Genomic DNA, 21,312 nt, shown 5'->3' with positions numbered 1-21,312 from the left:
GGAGGTAACGATGTTCCCCACGCGCACCACCTCGACGACGGGCACCTTCCGAGTGCCGCCGCTGGCCGCCCCGGTGGCGGTCCGGGCGGCCGATCCCGCGCCGGCCCCCGCTCCCGCCCAGGCGCCCGCCCAGGCGCCCGCCCCGGCACCTGCCCCGGCTCCCGCCGCTCAGCCGGTGTGGGCCGCGGAGCCGGCGCAGGAACACGCGGCCGTGGCGGTGGCCGTCGCCGCGCCGCGCGAGGCGACCGAGCCCGGCCCCCCGCCGGCCCTGGTGGGCAGCGCCGCCGCTGCCGAGCACGCGGTCGCCGCCGAGACCTCCTTCGGCTGGGCCGCGTCCCAGGCCGCACGCCCCGGCCCCGAGCTGCCGCACGGGTGGGAGGTGCCGGCCGCCCGGGCCCACCCGTACGACGAGGGGGACCAGGGCGCCGGCCTCCCGGCCACCGCCTCCCTGGACATCCCGCACCCGCAGGAAGCGGAGGCCCACACCGGAGTGGCCACCCTGCGCCTGCGCACCGCCGAGGCCGAGGCCCGCCGCGCACCGGAAACCACGGTCGAGGCGGAGGCGGGGGCGGAGGCACAGGCGCAGGCGCAGGCCGAGGCCGTGGCCGACGCCCGAGCCGAAGCGGAGGCCGACGCCCGAGCCGATGTCGAAGCTGAAGCCGAAGCCGAAGCCGAAGCCGTCGCCGTGCCCGCACCCGAAGCCGCACCCGAAGCCGCACCCGACACGGGCACCCGCACCGGCACCGCCATCGGCACCGCGCCCGAACCGGTGGACGCGGCCGCGCCGCTCTCCGGCGTCCCCGGGCCCGGACCGGTCGAGATCGTCGCCCGGGCGGTGGCGCGCGGCCTGGACGAGGGCGGCGCGCCGGAGCTCCCCCGCGCCGGAGCCCACCGGGGCACCTCGGTCGTCGAGGTGCCGGTACACCTCCCGTTCCGCAGCACGCGGCCGCGCCCGACCGCGGCCGCGCCCGGGCCCGTCTCCGCGGCCACCGCACCCGCCGCCCGCGCCTCCCGGCCCGCCCCCGGCCGCCGCGTCCCCCGCGGCGACGACCGGCTCCGCGAGCACCGCGGCCCGGTGCTGCCCGGCTGGGTCGGCGTGGTCGTCGGCGGGATGGCCCTGGCCGGCTGCGTGGCCGTGCTCTGGCGGGCAGGGGTCGTCCCCGCCCCCTTCGTGGCCGCCTTCGGCGCGGCCCCCCGCGCCTACCAAGGCCTGCGCGCCACCCACTGGCCCCCGCTCGCCTTCCTCGGCATCGTCGCCCTCGTCGCGCTCGGCGGGCTCGGCCGGGCCCGCACCGGGCACGCCTGGGTGCTCACCCTCTTCGGCCGCTACCGCGGCACGGTCCGCCGTACCGGCCTGACCTGGGTGAGCCCCCTCCTGCTCCGCCGCAGGGTCGACGTACGGCTGCGTCACTGGCGCAGCGACCCGATGCCCGCCGTGGACTCGGGCGGTCTCGCCCTCCAGGTCGTCGTCCAGGTCGTCTGGCAGGTCAGGGACACCGCACGGGCCACCCTCGCCGTCGAGGACCACACCGAGTACCTCGCCGAGCAGGTCGAGTCGGCGATGGCCCGCGTGCTGTCGCAGCTGCCCGCGGACGCCTTCCACGAGGACGCCCCGACCCTGCGCGACGCCGAGGCCGTCGGTGACGCGCTGACCCGGATGCTGGCGGCCGAGACCGAGGCCGTCGGTATCGAGGTGTTCTCGGCCCAGCCGACGCGGATCGAGTACGCGGCCGAGGTGGCCGACGCCATGCGCCGCCGCCGGGTCGCGGCGATCGACGCCAAGCACCGGGACACCGTGCTGACGTCGGTGGTGGACGCGGTGGACGACACCGTCCACCGGCTGACCTCGCGCGGGCTGGTCGAGCTCGACGACTATGAGCGCAAGGCGCTGGTGAAGGACCTCACGGTCGCCTTCTACACGGGCCGCTCGGAGTAGGGGAGCGGCAGGGGGGTCCGGCAGCGGTCCGGCGGTGATTCAGCGCCAGTCGGCGGTAGTCCAGCGGTACGGGAACGGGTGGCCGGAAGTGACCGGACCACCCGTTTTCCCATTGGTATGGACATGGCCAACTCTCCTCAATAATCTGGGACTTGGTCTAGACCTGAATCCCCACACGCGCGCGCTCACCGAACTCCCCCCACGTTCAAGGAGCATCATGCGTCCCATCCGCATGCCCAAACGGGCCGGCGTCGCCACGCTCGGCCTCGGCCTCGTCGCCGGAATCACCCTCCTCGGCGCCCCCAGCGCCAGCAGCCACGGCTACACCGACACTCCGATCAGCCGCCAGAAGCTCTGCGCCAACCGCACCGTCTCCGACTGCGGGGCGATCCAGTGGGAGCCGCAGAGCGTCGAGGGCTTCAAGGGGTTCCCGGCCGCCGGCCCCGCCGACGGCAAGATATGTTCCGGCGGACTCCCGCAGTTCTCCGAGCTCGACAACGCCCGCGGCGGCGCCTGGCCCACCACCAAGGTGACCAGCGGGCAGAGCTACGGCTTCCGGTGGCAGTTCACCGCCAACCACTCCACCACCGACTTCAAGTACTACGTCACCAAGAACGGCTGGACCGGCACCAGGGCCCTCACCCGCGCCGACCTCGAACCGCAGCCCTTCCTCACCGTCGCCTACAACGGCGCCCGCCCCGCCATGACCACCGTCCACCAGGGAGCCATGCCCAGCGGCAAGTCGGGCCGGCACCTGATCCTGGCCGTCTGGACCGTCAACGACACCCCGATGGCCTTCTACGCCTGCTCCGACGTTCAGTTCTGACGCTACGTCAGCTACCCTCCGGCGGCATGCGGACGACGACTGCACCCGACACCGTCGCGGAGCTCATAGCGCGCCAATGGGGCGATCACCGGCCCGGGCTGAAACACGAGGACGGCCTCCTCACCCGCCACCGGACCGCCCAGGAGGCCGCCGCGCGCGCCGCGCTCCTCGTCGACCTCATGCCTCCGGGGGCCGAACCGCACCTCGGGATCCTGCTCGACAACACGCCCGAGTTCCCGTTCTGGCTCGGCGCGGCGGCCCTCGCCGGGGCCGCCGTCGCCGGGATCAACCCCACCCGGCGCGGCCCCGAGCTGGCCCGCGACATCCTGCACACCGACTGCCGGATGCTGATCACCGAGCCCGCCCACCTGCCGCTGCTGCGCGGCCTCGACCTGCCCGGCGTACGCATCCTGGTCACCGGAACCGAGGAGTACGAGGCCCTCCTCGCCCCCTACGCCGCAGCCGAGCCCGGCGAAGCCGCCCTGCGCACCCCGGCCCCCGACTCCCGCCTCCTGCTCTACTTCACCTCCGGCTCCACCGGCGCCCCCAAGGCCGCCATCTGCACCCAGGGCCGGCTCGCGGCCGCCGGATCCGCGCTGGCCCGCCAGTTCTCCGTCACCCCGGACGACGTCCACTACATCTGCATGCCGCTCTTCCACGGCAATGCCGTCATCGCCGACTGGCTGCCGGCGCTCGTCGGCGGGGCCGCCGTGGCCCTGCGCCGCCGCTTCTCGGCCTCCGCGTTCCTGGACGACGTACGGGCCTACGGGGCGACGTACTTCACCTACGTCGGGCGGGCGATCCAGTACCTCCTGGCCACCGAGCCCCGCCCCGACGACCGCAGCCACACCCTTCGGCTCGGCTTCGGCACCGAGGCCGGGGCGGTGGACGCGGCCCGCTTCGCCGAGCGCTTCGGCGTCCGGCTGGTGGAGGGCTACGGCGCCACGGAGGGCGGCGCCTCCGTCCAGCGCACCCCGGACACCCCGCCGGGCGCCCTGGGCCGGGCGGGCGCGGGGGACGACCTGGCGGTCATCGACCCGGCCACCGGTGAGCCGTGCCCGCCCGCGGTCCTGGCGCCGGACGGCCGCCTGCTCAACGGCTCGGAGGCGATCGGCGAGCTGGTCAACCGGGGCCGCAGCCTCTTCGAGGGGTACTGGCGCAACCCGGACGCGGAGGCCGACCGCACCCGCGACGGCTGGTACTGGACCGGGGACCTCTTCTTCCGTGACGCGGCGGGCTTCCTCTACTTCGCGGGCCGCACCGACGACCGGCTCCGGGTCGACAGCGAGAACCTGGCCGCCGCGATGATCGAGAACATCCTGGCCCGCTGGCAGGACGCGGCGGCGGTCGCCGTCTACGCCGTCCCGGACGAGGCGGCGGGGGACCAGGTCATGACGGCGCTCGCCCTCCGGGAGGGCGCGGTGTTCTCCCCGGAGGCCTTCGGGGCCTTCCTCTCCCGCCAGCCGGACCTGGGCACGAAGATGGCCCCGCGCTACGTCCGGATCGTGGCTTCCATGCCGACCACGGCGACGAACAAGATCCACCGGGCCGCCCTGCGTCGCGAGGGCTTCCGCTGCGAGGACCCGGTCTGGCACGGCGCCCCCGCCGGGGGCTACCACCGCCTGGACTCCGCCGCCCTGGCCGCCCTGCTCGCGGCGTACGAGTCCCACGGCCGTACGGACCTCCTGGCCCGCTGACCGCCGCTCCCGGGGCGCCGCCCCGGGGCCCCGCGCACCTCCGCGGGTAATGGTTTTGAGCACCCCTGAGGACCGGGTAGTATTTTCTCTGTCAGCAGGCGCCGCTAGCTCAGTTGGTTAGAGCAGCTGACTCTTAATCAGCGGGTCCGGGGTTCGAGTCCCTGGCGGCGCACCTGTCCTTCGGGCGGTTTCCGGGTCACCGGGAACCGCCCGAAGTGTTTTCCGGGCCGGTGGGCCCGCCCCAGCCGGCCCGCCCCGTCGGCCCCGCCCGTCCTAGAGCGTGAGCGACAGCAGCAGCGGCGCGGCCTTCCGGTTCAGGGTGTCCGCCGCGGCCCGCAGCCGGTGTGCGTGCTCGACCGGCATCGACAGCGCCAGGCAGCCCACCGAGGCCCCGGCCGTGATCGGAACCGCCGCGCAGACCGTGCCCACCGCGTATTCCTGCAGGTCGAGCATCGGCACGGTGGCCGGCTGGGCGTCCAGCTTGGAGAACAGGATCCGCTCGTTCACGATCGTCTTCGACGTGAGCCGGGCGATCTTGTGCCGGGACAGATGGTCGCGCCGCCCATTCAGGTCGAGCTGGGTCAGCAGGCACTTGCCGACCGCGCTGGCGTGCGCGGCGGAGCGGAAGTCGACCCACTCGTGCACCTTCGGGGTGCGGGGACTGTCCGCGAACTGCGTGATCCGGACCTCGCCGTCCACGTACCGGCTGATGTAGACGGCCGCGCCGACCGAGTCGCGCAGCCGGTCCAGGGTTTCCTGGAGCTTGTCCGTGAGTGCCTGCTGCCGGTCGATGCCCGAACCGAGCAGGACGAGGGAATCCCCTATGGCGTAAGCACCGTCGGACACCTGCAGGACGTATCCCTCCCGGCGCAGCATGAGCAGCATCGGGGCGAGATGGACTGCGGGCAGGCCGGTCTCACGCGCGATCTGCACGTCCGTCACACCACCGGTGTGACGTGCGATCGTTTCGAGTACGCGTAGTGCGTACTGCACCGAGTGGAACGGCGCGGTCGGCTCGGGCTTCAGCGCCACGGTTTCCCCCTAGCAGGTTGTTACCGCTTGCCCTACCACGATAGCCATCAAGAGGCCCATGTGGAGCGCCTGTTGAGGAGATTGATGGCTCAATCAGGTCCATCTGCCTGGATCTACTCCAGTGGCATATGCCAAGGTCATGCGCTCCGCCTCCTGGCACCGGGAATGCCCGGTGGCCGTCCACGGTTCGAGTTCTTCGTACGGTGTCGCACTGATGTCGTGCACACAGGAGAGCGAAACGGGAGCAACGATGAGTGACGCAGGGGACGACCCGCGGGGCGGTACGAGCGGGGCCTCGAACGGGGAGGCGGACCGGAACCGGAATCCGCACGGGATCCGCGGCGCAGCCCACGGCCGGGCGACCGTACCGCTCTCGGTGCTGGACCTCGTCACCGTCGGCGCGGGAAGCACCGCCCACGCCTCCCTCCGTACCAGCGTGGAGATCGCCCGCCTCGCCGAGGCCCGCGGATACCACCGCCACTGGGTCGCCGAACACCACTCCATGCCCGGCGTCGCCAGTTCCTCGCCCGCCGTGATCCTGGCCCACCTCGCCGCGCACACCTCCCGCATCCGGCTCGGCTCCGGCGGGGTCATGCTGCCCAACCACGCCCCGCTGGCCGTCGCCGAGCAGTTCGGCACCCTGGAGGCGATGGCCCCGGGCCGCATCGACCTCGGACTCGGCCGCGCCCCCGGCACCGACGGCCGGACGGCCGCCGCGCTGCGCGGACCCGGGCGGCTCGACGAGGCCGCGGACGAGTTCCCCCGGCGGCTCGCGGAGCTGACCCGCTTCCTCGACGACGACTTCCCCGACGGGCATCCGTACGCCCGCGTGCACGCCGTACCGGGCCCCGTCCAGGGCCCCGCCGGACGGCCGCCGCTGTGGCTGCTCGGCTCCTCCGGCTTCAGCGCCCGCCTCGCCGGAGAGCTCGGCCTGCCCTTCGCCTACGCCCACCACTTCTCGGCGGCCGGGACCGTCCCCGCGCTCGACCTCTACCGCCAGAGCTTCCGCCCCTCGGCTGTCCTGGACGCCCCCTACGCCGCCATCGGCGTCTCGGCGCTCGCCGCCGACACCGACGGGCAGGCCCGCGCCCAGGTACTGACGGGCGCCCTGTCGATGCTGCGCCTGCGCACCGGACGGCCCGGCCTGATCCCGACCCCCGAGGAGGCGGCGGCGTACGACTTCTCCCCGCCGGAGCGGGAGTTCGTGGACGGCTGGCTCGCGAACGTCGTGCACGGCACCCCCGACGAGGTCCGCACGGGGCTGGACGACCTGGCCGGTCGAACGGGTGCCGACGAACTGATGCTGACCTCCAACGCCCACAGCGGGTCGGCCCGGTTGCGCTCGTACGCGCTCGTCGCAGATGCGTACGGCATGCCCGAGGAGGCGCCCGCCGCCGATTGACGGCGTGCGAACGGGGTTTAGCTGGTTCATTGCCGAAACCTTGCGCGGAGCTGCCTGAAGGCAGCCTTAAACCGCTCGTCACCCGGGGTGGCGAGCGGTTTCTGATGTGCGCTCAGGTCTCTGACTTGGGGAAATATCGCCGGAGTGGTCTAGTCCTTCTTTGGTCCGAACCATTGACGCGGTCATGCAGAGATCGCTATCACTGCTCTCACCCGAACCGCTTGACCGCCCCTCCCACCCCCACGGAGACAGTTCATGCACATCCGTAAACCCCTCATCGCTGCCGCCGCCACGGCCGCGCTGGCAGCCGGAGCGCTGGCCTCCTTCGCGGGACTCGGCACGGCCCAGGCCGCCGACGCCTCGGCCGGCGCCGCGGCGGGCGGCGTCCGTATCGCCTACTACGACCAGTGGAGCGTGTACGGCAACGCCTTCTACCCCAAGCACCTCGACACCCGCGGCATAGCGGGCAAGCTGGATGTCATCAACTACTCCTTCGGCAACATCCACCCCACCAACCTCACCTGTTTCGAGGCGAACAAGGCGGCGGGCGACGACAACAACCCCAACGCCGGTGACGGCGCGGGCGACTCGTATGCCGACTACCAGAAGTCCTTCAGCGCCGCGGACAGCGTCAGCGGGGTCGCCGACAAGTGGGACCAGCCGATCGTCGGCGTCTTCAACCAGTTCAAGCAGCTGAAGGCCAAGTACCCCCACCTGAAGATCAACATCTCGCTGGGCGGCTGGACCTACTCCAAGTACTTCAGCGACGCGGCGAAGACCGACGCCTCCCGCAAGAAGCTCGTGTCCTCCTGCATCGACCAGTACATCAAGGGCAACCTGCCGGTCGAGGGCGGCTACGGCGGCCAGGGCGTCGCCGCGGGCATCTTCGACGGCATCGACATCGACTGGGAGTACCCGGGCTCGTCCGGCGGCCACCTCGGCAACCACTACGCCCCCGAGGACAAGCAGAACTTCACGCTCCTGCTCAAGGAGTTCCGCGAGCAGCTCGACGCCTACGGCCAGGCCAACGGCGGCAAGAAGTACATGCTGACCTCGGCCCTCCCGGCCGGCCAGGACAAGATCAAGTACATCGAGACGGACAAGATCGGCGCGTACCTCGACTACGCGAACATCATGACGTACGACATGCACGGCGCCTGGGACAGCGACGGCCCGACGTACCACCAGTCCCCGCTCTACTCCCCGGCGGGCGACCCGACCGACCCGATCGCGCCGGGCACCCAGAAGTACAGCATCGACAACGCCATCGACTCCTGGATCGACGGCAACCCGGCCTACGGCATCACCGGCGGCTTCCCCGCCAACAAGCTGACGCTGGGCTACGAGTTCTACTACCGCGGCTGGAAGGGCGTCCCCGCCGGGGCGAACAACGGCCTCGCCCAGTCCGCGACCGGCGCCTCCGGCGCCCGGCCCACCAGCCAGCAGGCGGGCATCGCCAACTACAAGGAGCTCGGCGGCCTCGTCGACAACCCGGCGACCACCTTCTGGGACGACCAGGCCAAGGCCTCGTACTTCTACAAGGACGGCGAGTTCTTCACCGGCCTGAACCAGAAGTCCATCCAGGCCCGGGTCGACTACGGCAAGCAGCGCGGCCTGGCCGGCGCGATGATGTACTCCCTGCTCGGCCTGGACAACAACACGACCCTGCTGAACCAGATCTCGGACGCCCTCGGCGGCACCACGGTCCCGCCGACCACCCCGCCGACGACGCCTCCGACCACTCCGCCCACGACCCCGCCGACCACGCCCCCGACCACCCCGCCGACGGGCTGCGGCTCGACGCCGGCGTACGTCGCGGGCACGGTCTACACGGCCGGCAACGAGGTCGCGCACAACGGCCGCAAGTACAAGGCCCAGTGGTGGACGCAGAACGAGACCCCGGGCACCACGGGTGAGTGGGGTGTCTGGAAGGACCTCGGCGCCTGCTGATCTCCCCCCACCCCGCGCCGAGCGACGCCTCCGCCCTGCCCCCACTCTCCCGGGGGTGGGGCGGAGGTGTGTGACATGGTTGCGGGATTCGCGGCACCGCCGCGTGTCGGCATCGCTACGCTCGGCGACAAGCTCGTTCTCCGCTTGGAGGTGCCGTCTCATGGTTCAGGCCCGCGACATCGATCCCAGTGCCTCGCCGCTGGACTACTACAGCTACGAGCTGCGCCGACTGAGAGAGGAAGCGGGCCTCAAGCAGGCTCAGTTGGGCGCGATCATCTTCTGCACGGGCTCCCTGATCGGCATGATCGAGAACGGCAAGCGGGTCCCGACCCGGGACTTCTCAGAACGCGTGGACGCGGCCCTGGGCACCGACGGGCACTTCTCCCGCCTGGTGGGGCTGGTCCTGAGGAGCGTGTTGCCGGTGTGGTTCCAGGCGTACGCGGAGATGGAGGCCCGGGCGACGTTCATCTCCACGTTCCAGGCTCAGTTGGTCCACGGACTGCTCCAGACAGAGGCGTACGCAAAGGCGTTGCTGGCCGTGGAGTACCCGGACAGGGTGAACGAGATCGTGGCGGCTCGCATGGACCGCCAGCGCATACTGGCCCGTGAGGTCCCACCGGTGCTGCTGGTAGTGCTGGACGAGGCGCTGCTGCATCGGAACGTCGGCGGCAACGAGGTCATGCGGGAGCAACTGGCCCATCTGCTGACCTTCGTCGACCGGCCATGGATCCAGATCCAGGTGCTCCCCTTTTCGACCGGCGAACACAGCGGGATGATGGGGTCGTTCACTCTCCTCCGTTTCGATGGCGATCCCGATCTCTTCTACGCGGAGAGCTATGACTCGGGCCATATGACGGCCAATCCGCAAGTGATCAGGGAGCGTTCCGTCGGATACGCTCGGCTGCAGGCCGCAGCCCTCTCGCCGGAGGAGTCGGCCCTTCTGATCGCACGCGTAATGGAGGAACGCTATGGGGACAAGTGTGGACCTGATGAGCGTGCAGTGGCGTAAGTCGTCCTACAGCGGTACCAACGGTGGCGAATGCGTCGAGTGCGCCCCGCTCGGCGCTGCCGCCTGGCGCAAGGCCTCGTACAGCGGGAACACCGGCGGCTGCTGCGTCGAGGTGGCCACACAGCCCTGCAAGGTGGCCGTCCGGGACTCCAAGAACCCCGACGGGCCCGCCTTCACCGTCGCCCCCGAGGCATTCACCGCCTTCGTCCGGAGCCTCTGACAACGCGCTCCGCCCCCGGCGGCCAGGCGGGGGCGGACTCCGTCACCACGGTCAGAACTGGTACTGGCCGACCGTGATGAAGTACCGGAGCTCCTCCGGGGTGCCGCCGTCCAGCAGCCTCTGGCACTCCGCGTCCAGGGCCGCGCTGATGCCCGGGCGGGCGAGGATGCGTGCGACATCCACGCGGTCGTCCTCGGCCTGGGCCAGACGCAAGCCGGTCTTCAGGAAGGCGGTACGGTCCGCCGGGGTGCCGTCGAGGGCCTTGTTCGCCTCGCGCTTGACGCCCTTTCCGGTGACCGGGTTGGTGTGCAGGATCCGCAGGATCGCGACCTTGTTGTCCTCGTCCTGGGCCTTGGCGAGGCCGGTGGCCAGGAAGGCGACGCGGTCGGCCGGGGTGCCGTCGAGGGCCCTGTTGGCCTCGCGGGTCACGCCCTTGCCCGGCTTGCCGGCAAGGATCCGGAGAATGGCGACCTTGTTGTCCTCGTCCTGCGCGATCGCGTAGCCGGTCTTCAGGAAGGTGCGCACGTCCTCGGTGGTGCCGTCGAGGGCCTTGTTGGCCGCGCGGGTGACGCCCTTGCCCGGGTTGGTGGCCAGGATGCGGGCGACCTCCACGCGCAGGTCGGCATCCGACATGGTGTCGTACGGCGACTCCCCGGCCGTCACCGCCGCCACCTTGGCCGGAGCGGCGGCCGCCGGGCCGGCGGCGAGGGCCGGAGTGGCGAGCAGCAGCGCCGGGGCCAGCGCGCCTACGGTCAGGGCGAGCGCGGAACGGGTGAGCTTCATGCTGGATTCCCCCACAGATCACGGAAGTTGACGAACGTCTTCGCTCGAAGATCGTCACAGCGGGGTCCCGGCCTGTCCAACGGTGAAAGGGCCCCTTTAAGCCCTCGGAACGGCCAAGTGGAATCGGCTAACAGGGGTGTTCGGCACCCGGGCGGGTGCCGATCATCTCGGCGATCCGTTCCGGGGCCACCGCGCGCGAATAGAGCCAGCCCTGGCCGGTGTCGCAGCCCACGCGCCGCAGCCGTGCGGCCTGTCCCGCGGTCTCCACGCACTCCGCGGTCACCGTCAGGCCGAGCCGGTGCGCCAGCTGCACCAGGGCCTCGACGATGGTCTCGTCGGCCGGGTTCGGGTGCGCGCCCTCCTCGTAGCGGAATCCGCGCACGAAGGAACCGTCCAGTTTCAGAACTGATACAGGGAGCCTGCTGAGGTAGGCGAGGTTCGAGTAGCCGGTGCCGAAGTCGTCGATGGCGATCCGCACGCCCATGTCGCTCAGCGCCTGGAGGGCCTGCAGCGGGCGGCCGGCCGAGCCCATCACCGCCGACTCGGTCAGTTCCAGCTGCAGCAGCTGCGGGGCCAGGCCCGTCTCGGCCAGGATCTCCGCGACGTCGCCCACGAGGTCGGAGTCCCAGACCTGCCGGACGGCGACGTTGACGGACACGAAGACCGGGGCGTCGCTGGGCTGTTCGATCTGCCAGCGCCGCGCCTGCCGGCACGCGGTCCGCAGGACCCACTGCCCCAACTGGACGATGGAGCCGTCCTCTTCCGCGATCCCGATGAACCGATTCGGCGTGAGTGTGCCGAATTGCGGGTGGTTCCAGCGCACCAGGGCCTCGACCCCGCGCACCGCCCCGCTCTCCAGGTCCACCAGCGGCTGGTACTCCAGCTCGAATTCGCCCCGCTCCACGGCCGGCCGGAGCGTGGAGGAGAGCGCCTGACGGGTCATGCGGTGCGCGTTGCGCTCCGGATCGAAGAGGGTCCAGCGGGCCTTGCCGTCCGCCTTGGCCCAGTAGAGGGTCGTGTCGGCCGCCTGCATCAGACCGGTCGCCGAGGTACCGGCCGTCGCCCGCTCCACGACCCCGATCGAGGCGGAGACCGACAGCCGCTGCCCGGCCAGGTCGAAGGGTTCCTGTACGGCGGCCAGCACGCTCCGCGCCAGGTCCGCGAGCTGCTCGGTACCGGTGGAGTCCTCGACCAGCAGGGCGAATTCGTCGCCGCCGAGGCGGGCGACCAGGTGGCCGCCGGTGCGCCCGTAGCCGGACTGGTCGGCGCACTGCGTCAGCCGGGCGGCGACGGCGGTCAGCAGCCGGTCCCCGACGCGGTGGCCGAGGGTGTCGTTGACGGCCTTGAACCCGTCGAGGTCCAGATAGACCAGGCCGATCCGGCCGGTGCCGCCGCCGTGCTCGTACGAGGAGGCCTCCAGGGCGCCGGAGAGCCGCTCGAAGAACAGCGCACGGTTGGGCAGCCGTGTGACCGGGTCGTGCATCTGGAGGTGCCGGAGCCGGGCCTGGAGATCGCGGCGGTCGCTGATGTCGGCCACGGACAGCAGGACGTCCCCGGTGCCGGGGACGGGCCCGAGGGTGACCTCGGTCCAGAGCGAGTGCCCGTCGGGGTGTTTGAGGCGGCGGGTGCAGCGCAGCCGGGCCTGGCGGCCGCGGAGCACCTCCTGGTACGCGGCCCAGGTGCGGGCCTCCGCGGCCAGGTCCACCAGGTCGGCGGCGCACCGGTGGACGAGCGTGTGGGGCTCCCTGCCGAGCAGTCCGGCGAAGGCCTGGTTGGCGGCGACCACGTAGCCCTCGCGGTCCACGACGGCCATCGCGAGGTGGGCCGCGTTGAAGGCGGCCCGGTAGTCGCGCAGCTCGGACTCGGCGCGGTGCGGCGACCCCGTGGCGGCCGGGATGGCCGAAGTCGACGGCACTGCCGGCACTGCCGGGTGACGCTCCGTAATGGCCGATCGGATGCTGTCGGCCGCCGAACCGGTTCCTTCTGAGGTTCCGCTCACCGTTGGCTCCCGCAGTGTTCGTGAGTGTCCGCGCAGGAAAGTGTGCCGATCATAGAGGCTGCCGGGAGGCCCTATCCAGCGGCGCCACCGGTTGAGACGGGGTGGTTCGGCGTGATGACGGTTCGGCGGCCGATGGCGGGGCGATCGTTTCTGCGCGGCTCTGAGCATGCGAGTGCTCCTGCTGATCTCAGGTGATCGGTCGTGACGTTCTGTAGGCAGGTGCGTGAAGTTCGAGGGTCAGCGGCTTGAAGTGTTCCTCACTCATGTGGGGCAGCGGAACTGGGCATTAGTAAGACAATCGCCTCAAGGTGGATGAACAGGCACGAATCCACCACCGGAGGTCGATGTGGCGCGACAGCAGACACCCGGGGGAGTGGACCGCTCCCGCGTCCGAAGTACCGCCGCGGCGCTCACCTCCCTGACGGCGCTCGCCGCCATGTCGCTCGTCGCGGGTCCCGCGGTGGCCGATTCCGGGGCCGGACCCTGCGCGCTGACCCGTACCGCGGCGCACCACTCCCTCGGCCTGGACACCTGGAACGGCGCCTACCCCAAACCCGAGCGCACACTCGACGCGGTCATGGTCTTCCTCTCCTTCCCCGACCACCGCAGCGCCCTGACGACCGAGGAGATCGTCGGCGACTACTTTCCCGCCACCAGCGAATTCTTCGAGCAGGCCTCGTACGGGCGCTTCCGGCTCGCCCCGCACCCGCAGAAGCAGTGGATGCAGATGCCCAAGCCGTCCACCGCGTACGGGATAAGGCGGGACTGGGCCGCCGGGGACAGGGCGGCCTACCTGCGGGACGCGGTCGCCACCGCCGACGCCCGGGTGGACTTCCGCAAGTACGACATCGTCTACTTCGTCGCCGACCCGGACGCACCCGGCGTGGACTCCGACGCCACGAAGGTCGTCAACTTCGAGAACCCGATCGTCGCGGACGGCACGGAACTGCGGCGGATCGTCACCGTCTTCGAGCGCCACCCGCCGGACCGGAACGTCCTGGCCCACGAGACCGGGCACGTTTTCGACCTGCCCGACCTCTACCACCGGCCCACGGACGGCAAGGGCGACTGGGACACGTACGTCGGGGACTGGGACGTCATGGGCAGCCAGTTCGGCATGGCCCCGGACCTGTTCGCCTGGCACAAGTGGAAGCTCGGCTGGCTGGACTCCTCCCAGGTGGACTGCGTGCAGTCGGGATCCTCGATGCACACCCTCCAGCCGCTGGCCCAGGCCCCGCCGAGCGGCGGGACCGGCGGCACCCGGCTCGCGGTGATCCGTACGGGCCCCGGCAGCGCGATCGCCGTCGAGGCCCGCGGCTCCGCCGGCAACGACGGGGACACCTGCACGGAAGGCGTCCTGGTCTACCGGGTGCGCAACGAGGCCTCGTCGGGCGGCGGCCCCATCGAGGTGCTGGACGCGCACCCGTCGACGGAGGCGTGCTGGGACCGTTCGGTGTACCCGCCGCTGGCGGACGCGCCGCTGGAGGTGGGCGAGACGTACACCGTGCCGGGGGAGCGGATCACCATCGAGGTGGCGGACCGCACCCGGTCCGGCGCGTACACGGTGAAGATCACCACGTGACCGCGGGATGACCGTGGCGTGCCACGGCACAACGAAGAAGGCCCCCACTCGCGTGGGGGCCTTCTTCCGTCTGTGCGCCGCCAGGGACTCGAACCCCGGACCCGCTGATTAAGAGTCAGCTGCTCTAACCAACTGAGCTAGCGGCGCTTGCTGACGAGGAAGACATTAGCAGGAGGATCCGCGGAACGAAAAATCGATATCCCCAGGTCCGGTCGGTGCGGGGGTGCGGGACGCCCGTACGAAGGCCCAGAGCAGGGCTTCCGGCCCGGGGAGCCGGGGCCGGCGCGCGTCGGGCGCCACGAGCCACCGGGAGGGCCCGGGCGTGGCGGCCAGTGGCGGCACGGTGACGGCGTCGCCGCGGCCGTGGCAGAGCGGCGCCGGGGCCGTGCGGGAGCCTCCCCACTCCTCCCACGCCAGCAGGGCGGGCAGCCGGTGCGCGGTGCCGGGCGCGGCGAACAGCAGCATCCGGCCGCGGTGCACGGCGACCGGCCCGGAGCCGGGGCCCTCGGCCCAGAGCAGGTCCAGGATGCGCCGCCCGAGCACGAGCGGGACGTTGACGACGTCGAAGGGATCCCCGCAGGGCAGCGTGGCGGGCAGCCCCGGCCGCGCCTCCCACAGTGCGAGCGTGTGCCGCGGGTGGGCGGAGGCGGAGGTGAGCCAGGCTGCGCCCTGCGGGGTGACGTGGGTGGCGGGCGCGGTGCGGAGAGGAGCCGTCGTCAGCGTCGTCATATGCCAAGGTCTACCCGCCGTAGCGATTCAGCTCCCCGGAGTCACGAAAATCGGGACAGGGAGGGTGCCGCTGGAGTATGTTGCGCCCCGCATATGCCGATTCGCCGTGCGCGGACACCTCTACGTGAGGTCGGTGCCGGTGCCGCGCTGGAGGGTCTCGCCGAATTCGATCATCTTGAGGGCGTAGTCCTCGGTCCACTCCGCCTGCTCGGCGATCAGCGCCGGCGAGAGCCGGTCGAACCGCCGCGGATCGGCCAGCTGGGCCGCCGCCAGGGCCTGGAACTCCACCGCCCGCTCCTGCGCGGCCCGGAAGGCCAGCGTCAGCTCGGTCGCGCGGGCCAGCAGCTCGCGCGGGTCCTCGATCGACTCCAGGTCGAAGAAGTGCTCCGGGTCCGCCACGGACTCCGAGGGCTCGAAGAGCAGCGGCGCCGGCCGCAGCCGCCGCTCGGTCCGCTCGGGCTCTGCCATGCGTGTCCTCCTGTTGCGCGTGCGAATTGATTCCGGGCCACCGTCCATTGTCCAACGCCGCGCAAGACCCCTGCGCGACGGGCGGGAACACCTGTACGGCCCGTGGGATGCAGGAGAAGGCCGGCGGTTTCGGTGACGGGGGAGTCGCACGGATGGCCGGCCGGCGCCGGTGTCCGCGCCGGGATCCCGGGCTGCCCGGCCGCGGATCGGGGGCCGCCGGACCCGTCGCCGGGCGGCCGCGCGCGTTCGAACGCGACGAGGCGCGGACCGGGATCGCCGGGCGGCCGTGTGCGGCGCGCCCTGCCCGGTCCGCATCGTGCTGACCGGCTGTCAGTCGCACGCCTCACGCGCTCACACCGTGACGGCCTCCTCGGAGCGCCGGGCCGCCAGCTCGGCCACGTCGTCCAGGACGCCTGCGAGCTCGCCCGCGAGCGGCTCCGGCGCCCGGAAGCCCTCGGGTCCGATCAGCTTGGGGATGCCGGGGATCGCGACGGAGCGCTCGGCGGGCAGCATGCCGAGCCGGGTGAGGACGGGCAGCAGCATCTCCGCGGCCGGGGCGCCGCCGGTGGGGCCGGCGCTGTAGCTGACGATGCCGACCGCCTTGCCCTTCCACTCGTTGTAGAGGAAGTCGATGGCGTTCTTGAAGGGGGCGGTGAAGCCGCCGTTGTACATCGGCAGGACGAAGAGGAAGGCGTCGGCCGAGTCGACCAGGGCGCTCCAGTCGCGGGTGTGCTGATGGGCGTAATTGCCGGTGGAGGCGTATTCGGGTTCGTCGAGGAAGGGCAGGGCGATCTCGGCGAGGTCGACGGGGGTGACGTCGAAGCCGTCGCGCTCGCGGGCCTGCTCGGTGACCCACTGGGCGAGGGGGCGGCCGGAGGAGGTGGGGCGGGTGGCGGCGGAGATGACGTGCAGGCGGGTCGGCCGGGTCATGGTGAGCACTTTCGGTCGGCGTGGTTGTTGATGTGTCACCTAATAGAATCCAGGATCTGGGTGACATGTCAACCAGATAAGTGATGTGTCACCGACGTGGCTACAGTGGCGGGCATGACCCCCGCAACGGAGCCCGGGCCCCGCTGGCTCACCGAGTCCGAACAGGACGCCTGGTATGCGTGGCGGCGGATGTTCCCGCTGGTCAACGCGGAGATCGCACGCGATCTCAACCAGGACAGCGGACTCTCCGAAGCCGACTACGACGTGCTCTCGGTCCTCGGCTCCACGGACGGCCACCGCATGCGCATCAGCGCACTGGCCGAGCTGATGCGCTGGTCACGCAGCCGGCTGTCCCACCAGCTCACCCGTATGGAGCAACGCGGCATCGTCCGCCGCGAGGAAGTGGCCTCCGACGGCCGCGGTGCGGAGGTCGTCCTCACCACGGCCGGCGTCACCATGATCACGCAGGCCGCCCCGCTCCACGTCGAATCCGTACGCCGCCACCTCATCGACATCCTGACGCCACAGCAGCTGCACACCCTCGCCGAGGTCGGCGAGGTGCTCCGCGAACGGCTGGGCGCCCGGCGCAAGAGCTGATCCGGCGCACGACAGCGGGGCCTCGGAGCCGGCGGACGGGCTCCAGCCTGATCGACGAGACCTAGGGCCGCCAGGACACCCGGTGCTCGGCCAGATGGGCCAGCACCGAATGGTTCGCCTCCCAGCCGTCCGGGAACTTCACCGTCACCCCCAGCTGGACCGGTTCCGTCGAGGGATGGTCGTCCAGCAGTTCCGCTATCCCCGCCCGGGCCACCACCACGCACGCGTGCCGGTGCCGGGAGGCCAGGACGCACAGGCGGCCCGTCTCCAGGTGGAACGCCGTCGCGTCCGGCCGGCCCGACAAGGGGTGCAGGACCACGGTGAGGTCGTACTCGCGGCCCTGGAGCCGGTTCGCCGTGTCCACCGTCACCCCCGTGACCCCCAGCGAGGCCAGCGCCGAGCGCACCGCCGACGCCTGGTCGCGGTGGGCCGTGCCGACCGCGATCCGGTCCGCCGTCAGCGGAGCCGGACCCGGGGACTGCTCGTCGGAGGTCACCGCCCCGCGGTCGAGGGCCCGGCGGACCACCAGGGCCACCGCCCCCACCGCCTCCGGATCCGTGCGCGGAGTGTGCCGCGCGGGCAGCTCCAGCAGACCCCAGCCCGCCTCCGCCGCCTCGTCCAGCACCCGGTCCGGACCCGACCCGTCCGACGGCACCCCGTACGACAGCCGCCGCTCGCCCGGGCCCGTACCGCTGCGGAACTGCGTGTACGGGTAGAAGGCGCGGGAGACCAGCGGAGCCGCCGTCGCCGGGAGCCGCCAGGACACCGGCAGCCGGTGCTGCGGCAGTTGCGGATTGTGCGCGAGCAGGGTGCTCACCGCCGAGGCGGAGGGATCGTAGGACAGGCCCGCCCACTGCTCCGCGCCCACCACGCTGAAGGGGTCCAGCTGCCCCGGGTCGCCCACGAACAGCGCCCGCTCGAACAGCCCGGCCACGGCCAGCAGCGCGTCCGAACGCATCTGGTACGCCTCGTCGACGATGGCGTGCTGCCACGGCTCGACGTCCTTGACGAACGCCCACTTCGCAGCCGTCGAGATCGTGATCGGCAGCTCCGCCAGATCCCCCGGCTTGGCCGACAGGGTGACCGAGGGCAGCTCGCGCAGCGCCGGATCGTAGGCATCGCCGTCACTGCTGTGCAGCCGGCCCACCTTCAGCCCCGGATCCTTGTCGGCAAGACGCAGCACCAGGTCGTCGACCTGCGCGTTCGTCTGCGCCACCACCATCAGCCGGCGGCCGGCGGCCGCCAGCTCCCGGGCCGCGCGGACCACGAGAGTGGACTTGCCGGCCCCGGGCGGGGAGTCGACGACCACCCCCCGCTCGGACCCGTGCAGGGTGTCGGCCAGGATCGCTGCGGTCGCCCGGGCGGCCGCCGCACCCGGATCGAAGGGTGCGGTCGTGGTCACAGCAGGTCCTCGTCGGTCACGGTGTCGGGCAGGGGAAGGGCGCCCGCGCTCCCGGGCGGGCCGCCGTGCGTCCACGGGGTCTGCTCGGGCTCCGGGAGCTTCGGACCGCCGCGCGCGTCGTGCTCGAAGAGCGTCCAGCAGACCCGGTCGCCCTTCTCCGGCACCGAACCCGGCTCGGGATCCCGGCCGCGGCCCATCTTGTCCAGGAGCCGCAGCACCACCTGCCCGTCCTCCTCGAAGCGTACGAACCGGGCGCTCTGCGGACGCCCGTCCAGCGAGCGGAACACCTTCGCGCCGCCCCCGTCCGCGAGCTGCGGCCGGTCCTCCGTCGCCACCGTCACCAGCGGGCGGGGGCTCGGCCGCTTCGACTCCGTCCACTCCATGACCACGTCGGTCACCTCACCGGCGAAGGCCTCGCCCGCGAGACGCCGGCCCGCCATCACCAGCGGGTCGTCCAGCGCCTCCTGGGCATCGAGCCGCACCTGCTCGGTCTCCCGCGTGGCCAGCTTCTGGGCCGCCGTCACCGCGTCGTCGCGGCGAGGCTGAGGCGGCTCGCCCGCCCGTACCCGGTCCCGGTGGCCGGTGTACGACCAGCGGTCACGCGTCCAGCGCTCCTCCGCGCGCTCGCCCGGCGGCAGGGTGCGCAGCAGGTCGATCGCCTCCCACGTCATCCGCCAGGTGCCCGACAGCTGGGACGCCACCAGCCGGTGAACTTCCCGCTCGGCGGCCCGGACCCGCTCCTCGTCGTCCCCGGGCCCGGCCGCCGGGGCCGCGCGCGCCGCGTCGTAGCGCGCGATCGCCGGGGCCAGCAGCTTGTTGTCGAAGGCCGGGTCGGTGGCCGGACCGGCGGGCGGACACAGCAGCTGGCCGTCCTTGTCGCGGCCCAGCTCGGCCCGGTGGGCCTCCTCGGCGCCCGACCGGCCCTCCGGCGGATCGATCCAGCCCAGGAGCGCACCCAGGTGCTGGTCCTCCAGATTGCTCTGGCCGGTGGCCCAGTGCCGCGACAGCAGATCGGTGGCCGAGAGCAGCATCGAGGAGCCCGGCACCCGCGAGCGCTCACCGAGGTGGGTGAACCAGCGGCCGAGCATCGGCACCTGCGAGGGCGCCGGATACGGATTGTCCGGGTCCTCCTCGGCCGTGCGCCGGAACCGCATCGACCGGCCCAGCAGCCGTACGTACTCGATGCCCGCCCGGCTCGGCACGATCAGCTGCGGCGCATCCACGCACAGCTCGGTCTCCACCTTGACCCGCTTGCCCGTCTCCGGGTCGGTCTCGCTGCGCTCGGCAGGCTCCACGGCGTCCGCGTACGCGTCGATGTGGGCCAGCACCTGGACCGCGAGGTCCGCCAGGAAGGCCCAGCGCCGGTCGCGGTCGCGCGGCTGGGGTATCACGAACACCCGCGGCTCGTGCCGGTCGGTGCCCACCATGGCGCCCAGCGGGGCGCCCGCCTCACCGGCCGTGGTCAGCGGCACGAGGACCATCGGGCGCTCGCTCAGATGGCGGTGCCGCACGGTCGCGAGCGGCTGGGCGCGGCCCGCGCGTACGGCCTCCAGCCGGGCCAGGGTGCTCAGCAGGGGCATGCGGGGGTCTCCGGAGCGTGGTGCGGCGGACGGGCGGCGGCCAGTTCCAGGGCCTCGGCGCGCAGCCGGGCGGCGCGGTTCAGTGCGGCGGCGGTCGGATCCCCGGCGCAGCCGGCCCCGGCGGCCGCCTCGAGGGCGGCCTCGACGGTGGTCAGCGCGCCCAGCTCACCGCGCACGGACCGGCCCAGCGCGGTGACGTGGTCGGCGGCGCGGGCCCGGTCACGGCAGTGGAAGGCGAGCTCGCAGGCGGCCAGGCACTCCGGGGCGTAGGAGGCGTCCACCGCGGACACCGCCAGGGCGAGCTCCTCGGCGGTCCGGGTCGCCGGATCGAAGCTGACGCCCTCGGGCAGCGCGGCGGCCAGCTCCTCCACACGGGTCAGCCGGTCCAGCTGGCGGCGGGTCACGGAACGTTCGCGGCGGATGTCGACGGGGGAGGCGGTCGGCAGGTTCGAGAAGTCCTTGGGGCAGACCAGCAGCACCGTGTGCCCGACCTCGGCGCGGGGCAGCTTCTCGGCGGTCTTCTCCAGGGCCAGCACGTACACGGCGGCCTGGCGGGCGGCGGCGCCCACCTTCGCCGCGTCGGCGGCGCCGTCGATCATCGGGAACGACTTGATCTCCACGACGGTCCAGCGGCCGTCGGGGTGGACGACGACGGCGTCGGGCTCCAGGTACGCCGGGGTGCCGGCCACCTCCAGCGCCAGCATCGGGTGGTCCAGCAGCGTCCAGTCCTTCGCCGAGGTGGCCTCGCGCAGGGCCAGCGCGGTCCGGGCGGCACGGCCCTCGGGCCCGGCCGCGGCGAGGTCGGGGACGCGGGCGCCGGGACCGGGGGGCTCGGCCGCGGGCGCGAGGTGCGCGTGGACCAGCCGCAGCAGCTCGGTCCCGCCGTCGCCCTTGACCTTGGCCTCGAAGGAGTTCCCGCGGACTATGGCGAACTGCGACTGCCCGAACGAGGCGGGGGAGCCGAGCGCCGTGGCGAGGGCCGTCTTGTCCACGCCGGCGCCGTCGAGCAGGGCGCGTCTGCCGCAGCCGGGATTGGCGGCGAGGGCCGCCAGTGCCCGGGCGTCGAGCGGGCGGGGCGGCACGGCGGGGCCGCGCAGACCGGCGAGCCGCTGCCGCAGCGACGTCGGCTGCGCGGGGCTGCTGGGCGGGTAGGAGCTCACCCGCGGAAGT

Annotated in this window: 17 protein-coding genes, 2 tRNA genes and 1 pseudogene; 10 read left to right on the top strand and 10 right to left on the bottom strand. The window is 72.4% G+C overall.

Annotation, left to right across the window (positions count from 1 at the left end):
* The first annotated feature begins 10 nt into the window (after window positions 1-10).
* From OG753_RS17125 to OG753_RS17110, 4 genes are all read left to right on the top strand, one after another.
* Window positions 11-1,936 carry an SPFH domain-containing protein gene (locus OG753_RS17125; RefSeq protein WP_405789055.1) on the top strand — a complete coding sequence of 642 codons (1,926 nt, stop codon included), beginning with the start codon at window positions 11-13 and terminating at the stop codon, window positions 1,934-1,936.
* A 232-nt stretch (window positions 1,937-2,168) separates the two neighbouring features.
* Entirely contained in the window at window positions 2,169-2,762 is a 594-nt protein-coding gene (locus OG753_RS17120; RefSeq protein WP_383197532.1) for a lytic polysaccharide monooxygenase, read from the top strand.
* Between the two features lie 26 nt (window positions 2,763-2,788).
* The gene (locus OG753_RS17115) at window positions 2,789-4,459 is read left to right on the top strand and encodes an AMP-binding protein (protein ID WP_405789054.1); all 1,671 of its coding nucleotides are present in this window, start codon (window positions 2,789-2,791) and stop codon (window positions 4,457-4,459) included.
* Between the two features lie 98 nt (window positions 4,460-4,557).
* Window positions 4,558-4,631: transfer RNA gene (locus OG753_RS17110), tRNA-Lys, on the top strand.
* 101 nt (window positions 4,632-4,732) lie between these two features.
* Here OG753_RS17110 and OG753_RS17105 read toward each other — a convergent pair.
* Window positions 4,733-5,491 (bottom strand): IclR family transcriptional regulator, encoded by a 759-nt coding sequence (locus tag OG753_RS17105; protein WP_030718073.1) that lies wholly within the window; start codon window positions 5,489-5,491, stop codon window positions 4,733-4,735.
* Window positions 5,492-5,741: 250 nt separating this feature from the next.
* Here OG753_RS17105 and OG753_RS17100 point away from each other — a divergent pair, with 250 nt between their 5' ends.
* From OG753_RS17100 to OG753_RS17085, 4 genes are all read left to right on the top strand, one after another.
* The gene (locus OG753_RS17100; protein WP_405789053.1) at window positions 5,742-6,893 is read left to right on the top strand and encodes an LLM class flavin-dependent oxidoreductase; all 1,152 of its coding nucleotides are present in this window, start codon (window positions 5,742-5,744) and stop codon (window positions 6,891-6,893) included.
* Between the two features lie 255 nt (window positions 6,894-7,148).
* Window positions 7,149-8,843 (top strand): glycosyl hydrolase family 18 protein, encoded by a 1,695-nt coding sequence (locus tag OG753_RS17095; RefSeq protein WP_405789052.1) that lies wholly within the window; start codon window positions 7,149-7,151, stop codon window positions 8,841-8,843.
* 160 nt (window positions 8,844-9,003) lie between these two features.
* Window positions 9,004-9,852 (top strand): helix-turn-helix transcriptional regulator, encoded by an 849-nt coding sequence (locus OG753_RS17090; RefSeq protein WP_405789051.1) that lies wholly within the window; start codon window positions 9,004-9,006, stop codon window positions 9,850-9,852.
* Complete coding sequence (locus OG753_RS17085; protein ID WP_405789049.1) at window positions 9,833-10,072, top strand: DUF397 domain-containing protein; 240 nt, start codon at window positions 9,833-9,835, stop codon at window positions 10,070-10,072. Before OG753_RS17090 ends, OG753_RS17085 begins: the two co-directional genes overlap by 20 nt.
* A 51-nt stretch (window positions 10,073-10,123) precedes the next feature.
* Here the strand turns inward: OG753_RS17085 and OG753_RS17080 are convergent, their stop codons facing one another.
* Complete coding sequence (locus OG753_RS17080; RefSeq protein WP_405789048.1) at window positions 10,124-10,855, bottom strand: ALF repeat-containing protein; 732 nt, start codon at window positions 10,853-10,855, stop codon at window positions 10,124-10,126.
* Between the two features lie 127 nt (window positions 10,856-10,982).
* On the bottom strand, window positions 10,983-12,854 hold the full coding sequence (locus tag OG753_RS17075; protein ID WP_405789046.1) for a putative bifunctional diguanylate cyclase/phosphodiesterase: 1,872 nt from the start codon (window positions 12,852-12,854) through the stop codon (window positions 10,983-10,985).
* Between the two features lie 346 nt (window positions 12,855-13,200).
* On the opposite strand from OG753_RS17075, the gene OG753_RS17070 reads away from it, so the two are divergent.
* Entirely contained in the window at window positions 13,201-14,436 is a 1,236-nt protein-coding gene (locus OG753_RS17070; protein ID WP_327262635.1) for a M6 family metalloprotease domain-containing protein, read from the top strand.
* Window positions 14,437-14,509: 73 nt separating this feature from the next.
* Here the strand turns inward: OG753_RS17070 and OG753_RS17065 are convergent.
* The 4 genes and pseudogenes from OG753_RS17065 to OG753_RS17050 form a co-directional block, all read right to left on the bottom strand.
* Window positions 14,510-14,583, bottom strand: a tRNA-Lys gene (locus tag OG753_RS17065).
* Window positions 14,574-15,165: pseudogene (locus tag OG753_RS17060) on the bottom strand (bifunctional DNA primase/polymerase). The gene OG753_RS17065 and the pseudogene OG753_RS17060 overlap by 10 nt, the downstream one beginning before the upstream one ends.
* A 120-nt stretch (window positions 15,166-15,285) precedes the next feature.
* Complete coding sequence (locus tag OG753_RS17055) at window positions 15,286-15,633, bottom strand: hypothetical protein (RefSeq protein WP_327262634.1); 348 nt, start codon at window positions 15,631-15,633, stop codon at window positions 15,286-15,288.
* 351 nt (window positions 15,634-15,984) lie between these two features.
* The gene (locus tag OG753_RS17050; RefSeq protein ID WP_405789044.1) at window positions 15,985-16,563 is read right to left on the bottom strand and encodes an NADPH-dependent FMN reductase; all 579 of its coding nucleotides are present in this window, start codon (window positions 16,561-16,563) and stop codon (window positions 15,985-15,987) included.
* Window positions 16,564-16,677: 114 nt separating this feature from the next.
* On the opposite strand from OG753_RS17050, the gene OG753_RS17045 reads away from it, so the two are divergent.
* Entirely contained in the window at window positions 16,678-17,160 is a 483-nt protein-coding gene (locus OG753_RS17045; protein ID WP_327262632.1) for a MarR family winged helix-turn-helix transcriptional regulator, read from the top strand.
* A 61-nt stretch (window positions 17,161-17,221) separates the two neighbouring features.
* Here OG753_RS17045 and OG753_RS17040 read toward each other — a convergent pair whose 3' ends face one another.
* The 3 genes from OG753_RS17040 to OG753_RS17030 are packed head-to-tail and all read right to left on the bottom strand — an operon-like array spanning window position 17,222 to window position 21,302.
* The gene (locus OG753_RS17040) at window positions 17,222-18,562 is read right to left on the bottom strand and encodes an AAA domain-containing protein (RefSeq protein WP_327262631.1); all 1,341 of its coding nucleotides are present in this window, start codon (window positions 18,560-18,562) and stop codon (window positions 17,222-17,224) included.
* On the bottom strand, window positions 18,559-20,142 hold the full coding sequence (locus tag OG753_RS17035) for a hypothetical protein (RefSeq protein ID WP_327262630.1): 1,584 nt from the start codon (window positions 20,140-20,142) through the stop codon (window positions 18,559-18,561). Before OG753_RS17035 ends, OG753_RS17040 begins: the two co-directional genes overlap by 4 nt.
* Window positions 20,130-21,302, bottom strand: coding sequence for a hypothetical protein (locus OG753_RS17030; RefSeq protein ID WP_327262629.1), 1,173 nt, complete (start codon window positions 21,300-21,302; stop codon window positions 20,130-20,132). Before OG753_RS17030 ends, OG753_RS17035 begins: the two co-directional genes overlap by 13 nt.
* Between the last annotated feature and the right edge of the window lie 10 nt (window positions 21,303-21,312).

It is taken from the genome of Streptomyces sp. NBC_00029 (genome assembly GCF_045160505.1).
Taxonomy (GTDB): domain Bacteria; phylum Actinomycetota; class Actinomycetes; order Streptomycetales; family Streptomycetaceae; genus Streptomyces.
Note: the sequence above shows the minus strand (reverse complement) of the source record. Positions and strands in the feature narration are given on the sequence as shown.

What these genes read in the sequence shown, in the direction of transcription:
- OG753_RS17125 (WP_405789055.1), top strand. Translation starts at nt 11, where the DNA reads ATGTTCCCCACGCGCACCACCTCGACGACGGGCACCTTCCGAGTGCCG.
- OG753_RS17120 (WP_383197532.1), top strand. Translation starts at nt 2,169, where the DNA reads ATGCCCAAACGGGCCGGCGTCGCCACGCTCGGCCTCGGCCTCGTCGCC.
- OG753_RS17115 (WP_405789054.1), top strand. Translation starts at nt 2,789, where the DNA reads ATGCGGACGACGACTGCACCCGACACCGTCGCGGAGCTCATAGCGCGC.
- OG753_RS17100 (WP_405789053.1), top strand. Translation starts at nt 5,742, where the DNA reads ATGAGTGACGCAGGGGACGACCCGCGGGGCGGTACGAGCGGGGCCTCG.
- OG753_RS17095 (WP_405789052.1), top strand. Translation starts at nt 7,149, where the DNA reads ATGCACATCCGTAAACCCCTCATCGCTGCCGCCGCCACGGCCGCGCTG.
- OG753_RS17090 (WP_405789051.1), top strand. Translation starts at nt 9,004, where the DNA reads ATGGTTCAGGCCCGCGACATCGATCCCAGTGCCTCGCCGCTGGACTAC.
- OG753_RS17085 (WP_405789049.1), top strand. Translation starts at nt 9,833, where the DNA reads ATGAGCGTGCAGTGGCGTAAGTCGTCCTACAGCGGTACCAACGGTGGC.
- OG753_RS17080 (WP_405789048.1), bottom strand. Translation starts at nt 10,855, where the DNA reads ATGAAGCTCACCCGTTCCGCGCTCGCCCTGACCGTAGGCGCGCTGGCC.
- OG753_RS17055 (WP_327262634.1), bottom strand. Translation starts at nt 15,633, where the DNA reads ATGGCAGAGCCCGAGCGGACCGAGCGGCGGCTGCGGCCGGCGCCGCTG.
- OG753_RS17050 (WP_405789044.1), bottom strand. Translation starts at nt 16,563, where the DNA reads ATGACCCGGCCGACCCGCCTGCACGTCATCTCCGCCGCCACCCGCCCC.
- OG753_RS17045 (WP_327262632.1), top strand. Translation starts at nt 16,678, where the DNA reads ATGACCCCCGCAACGGAGCCCGGGCCCCGCTGGCTCACCGAGTCCGAA.
- OG753_RS17035 (WP_327262630.1), bottom strand. Translation starts at nt 20,142, where the DNA reads ATGCCCCTGCTGAGCACCCTGGCCCGGCTGGAGGCCGTACGCGCGGGC.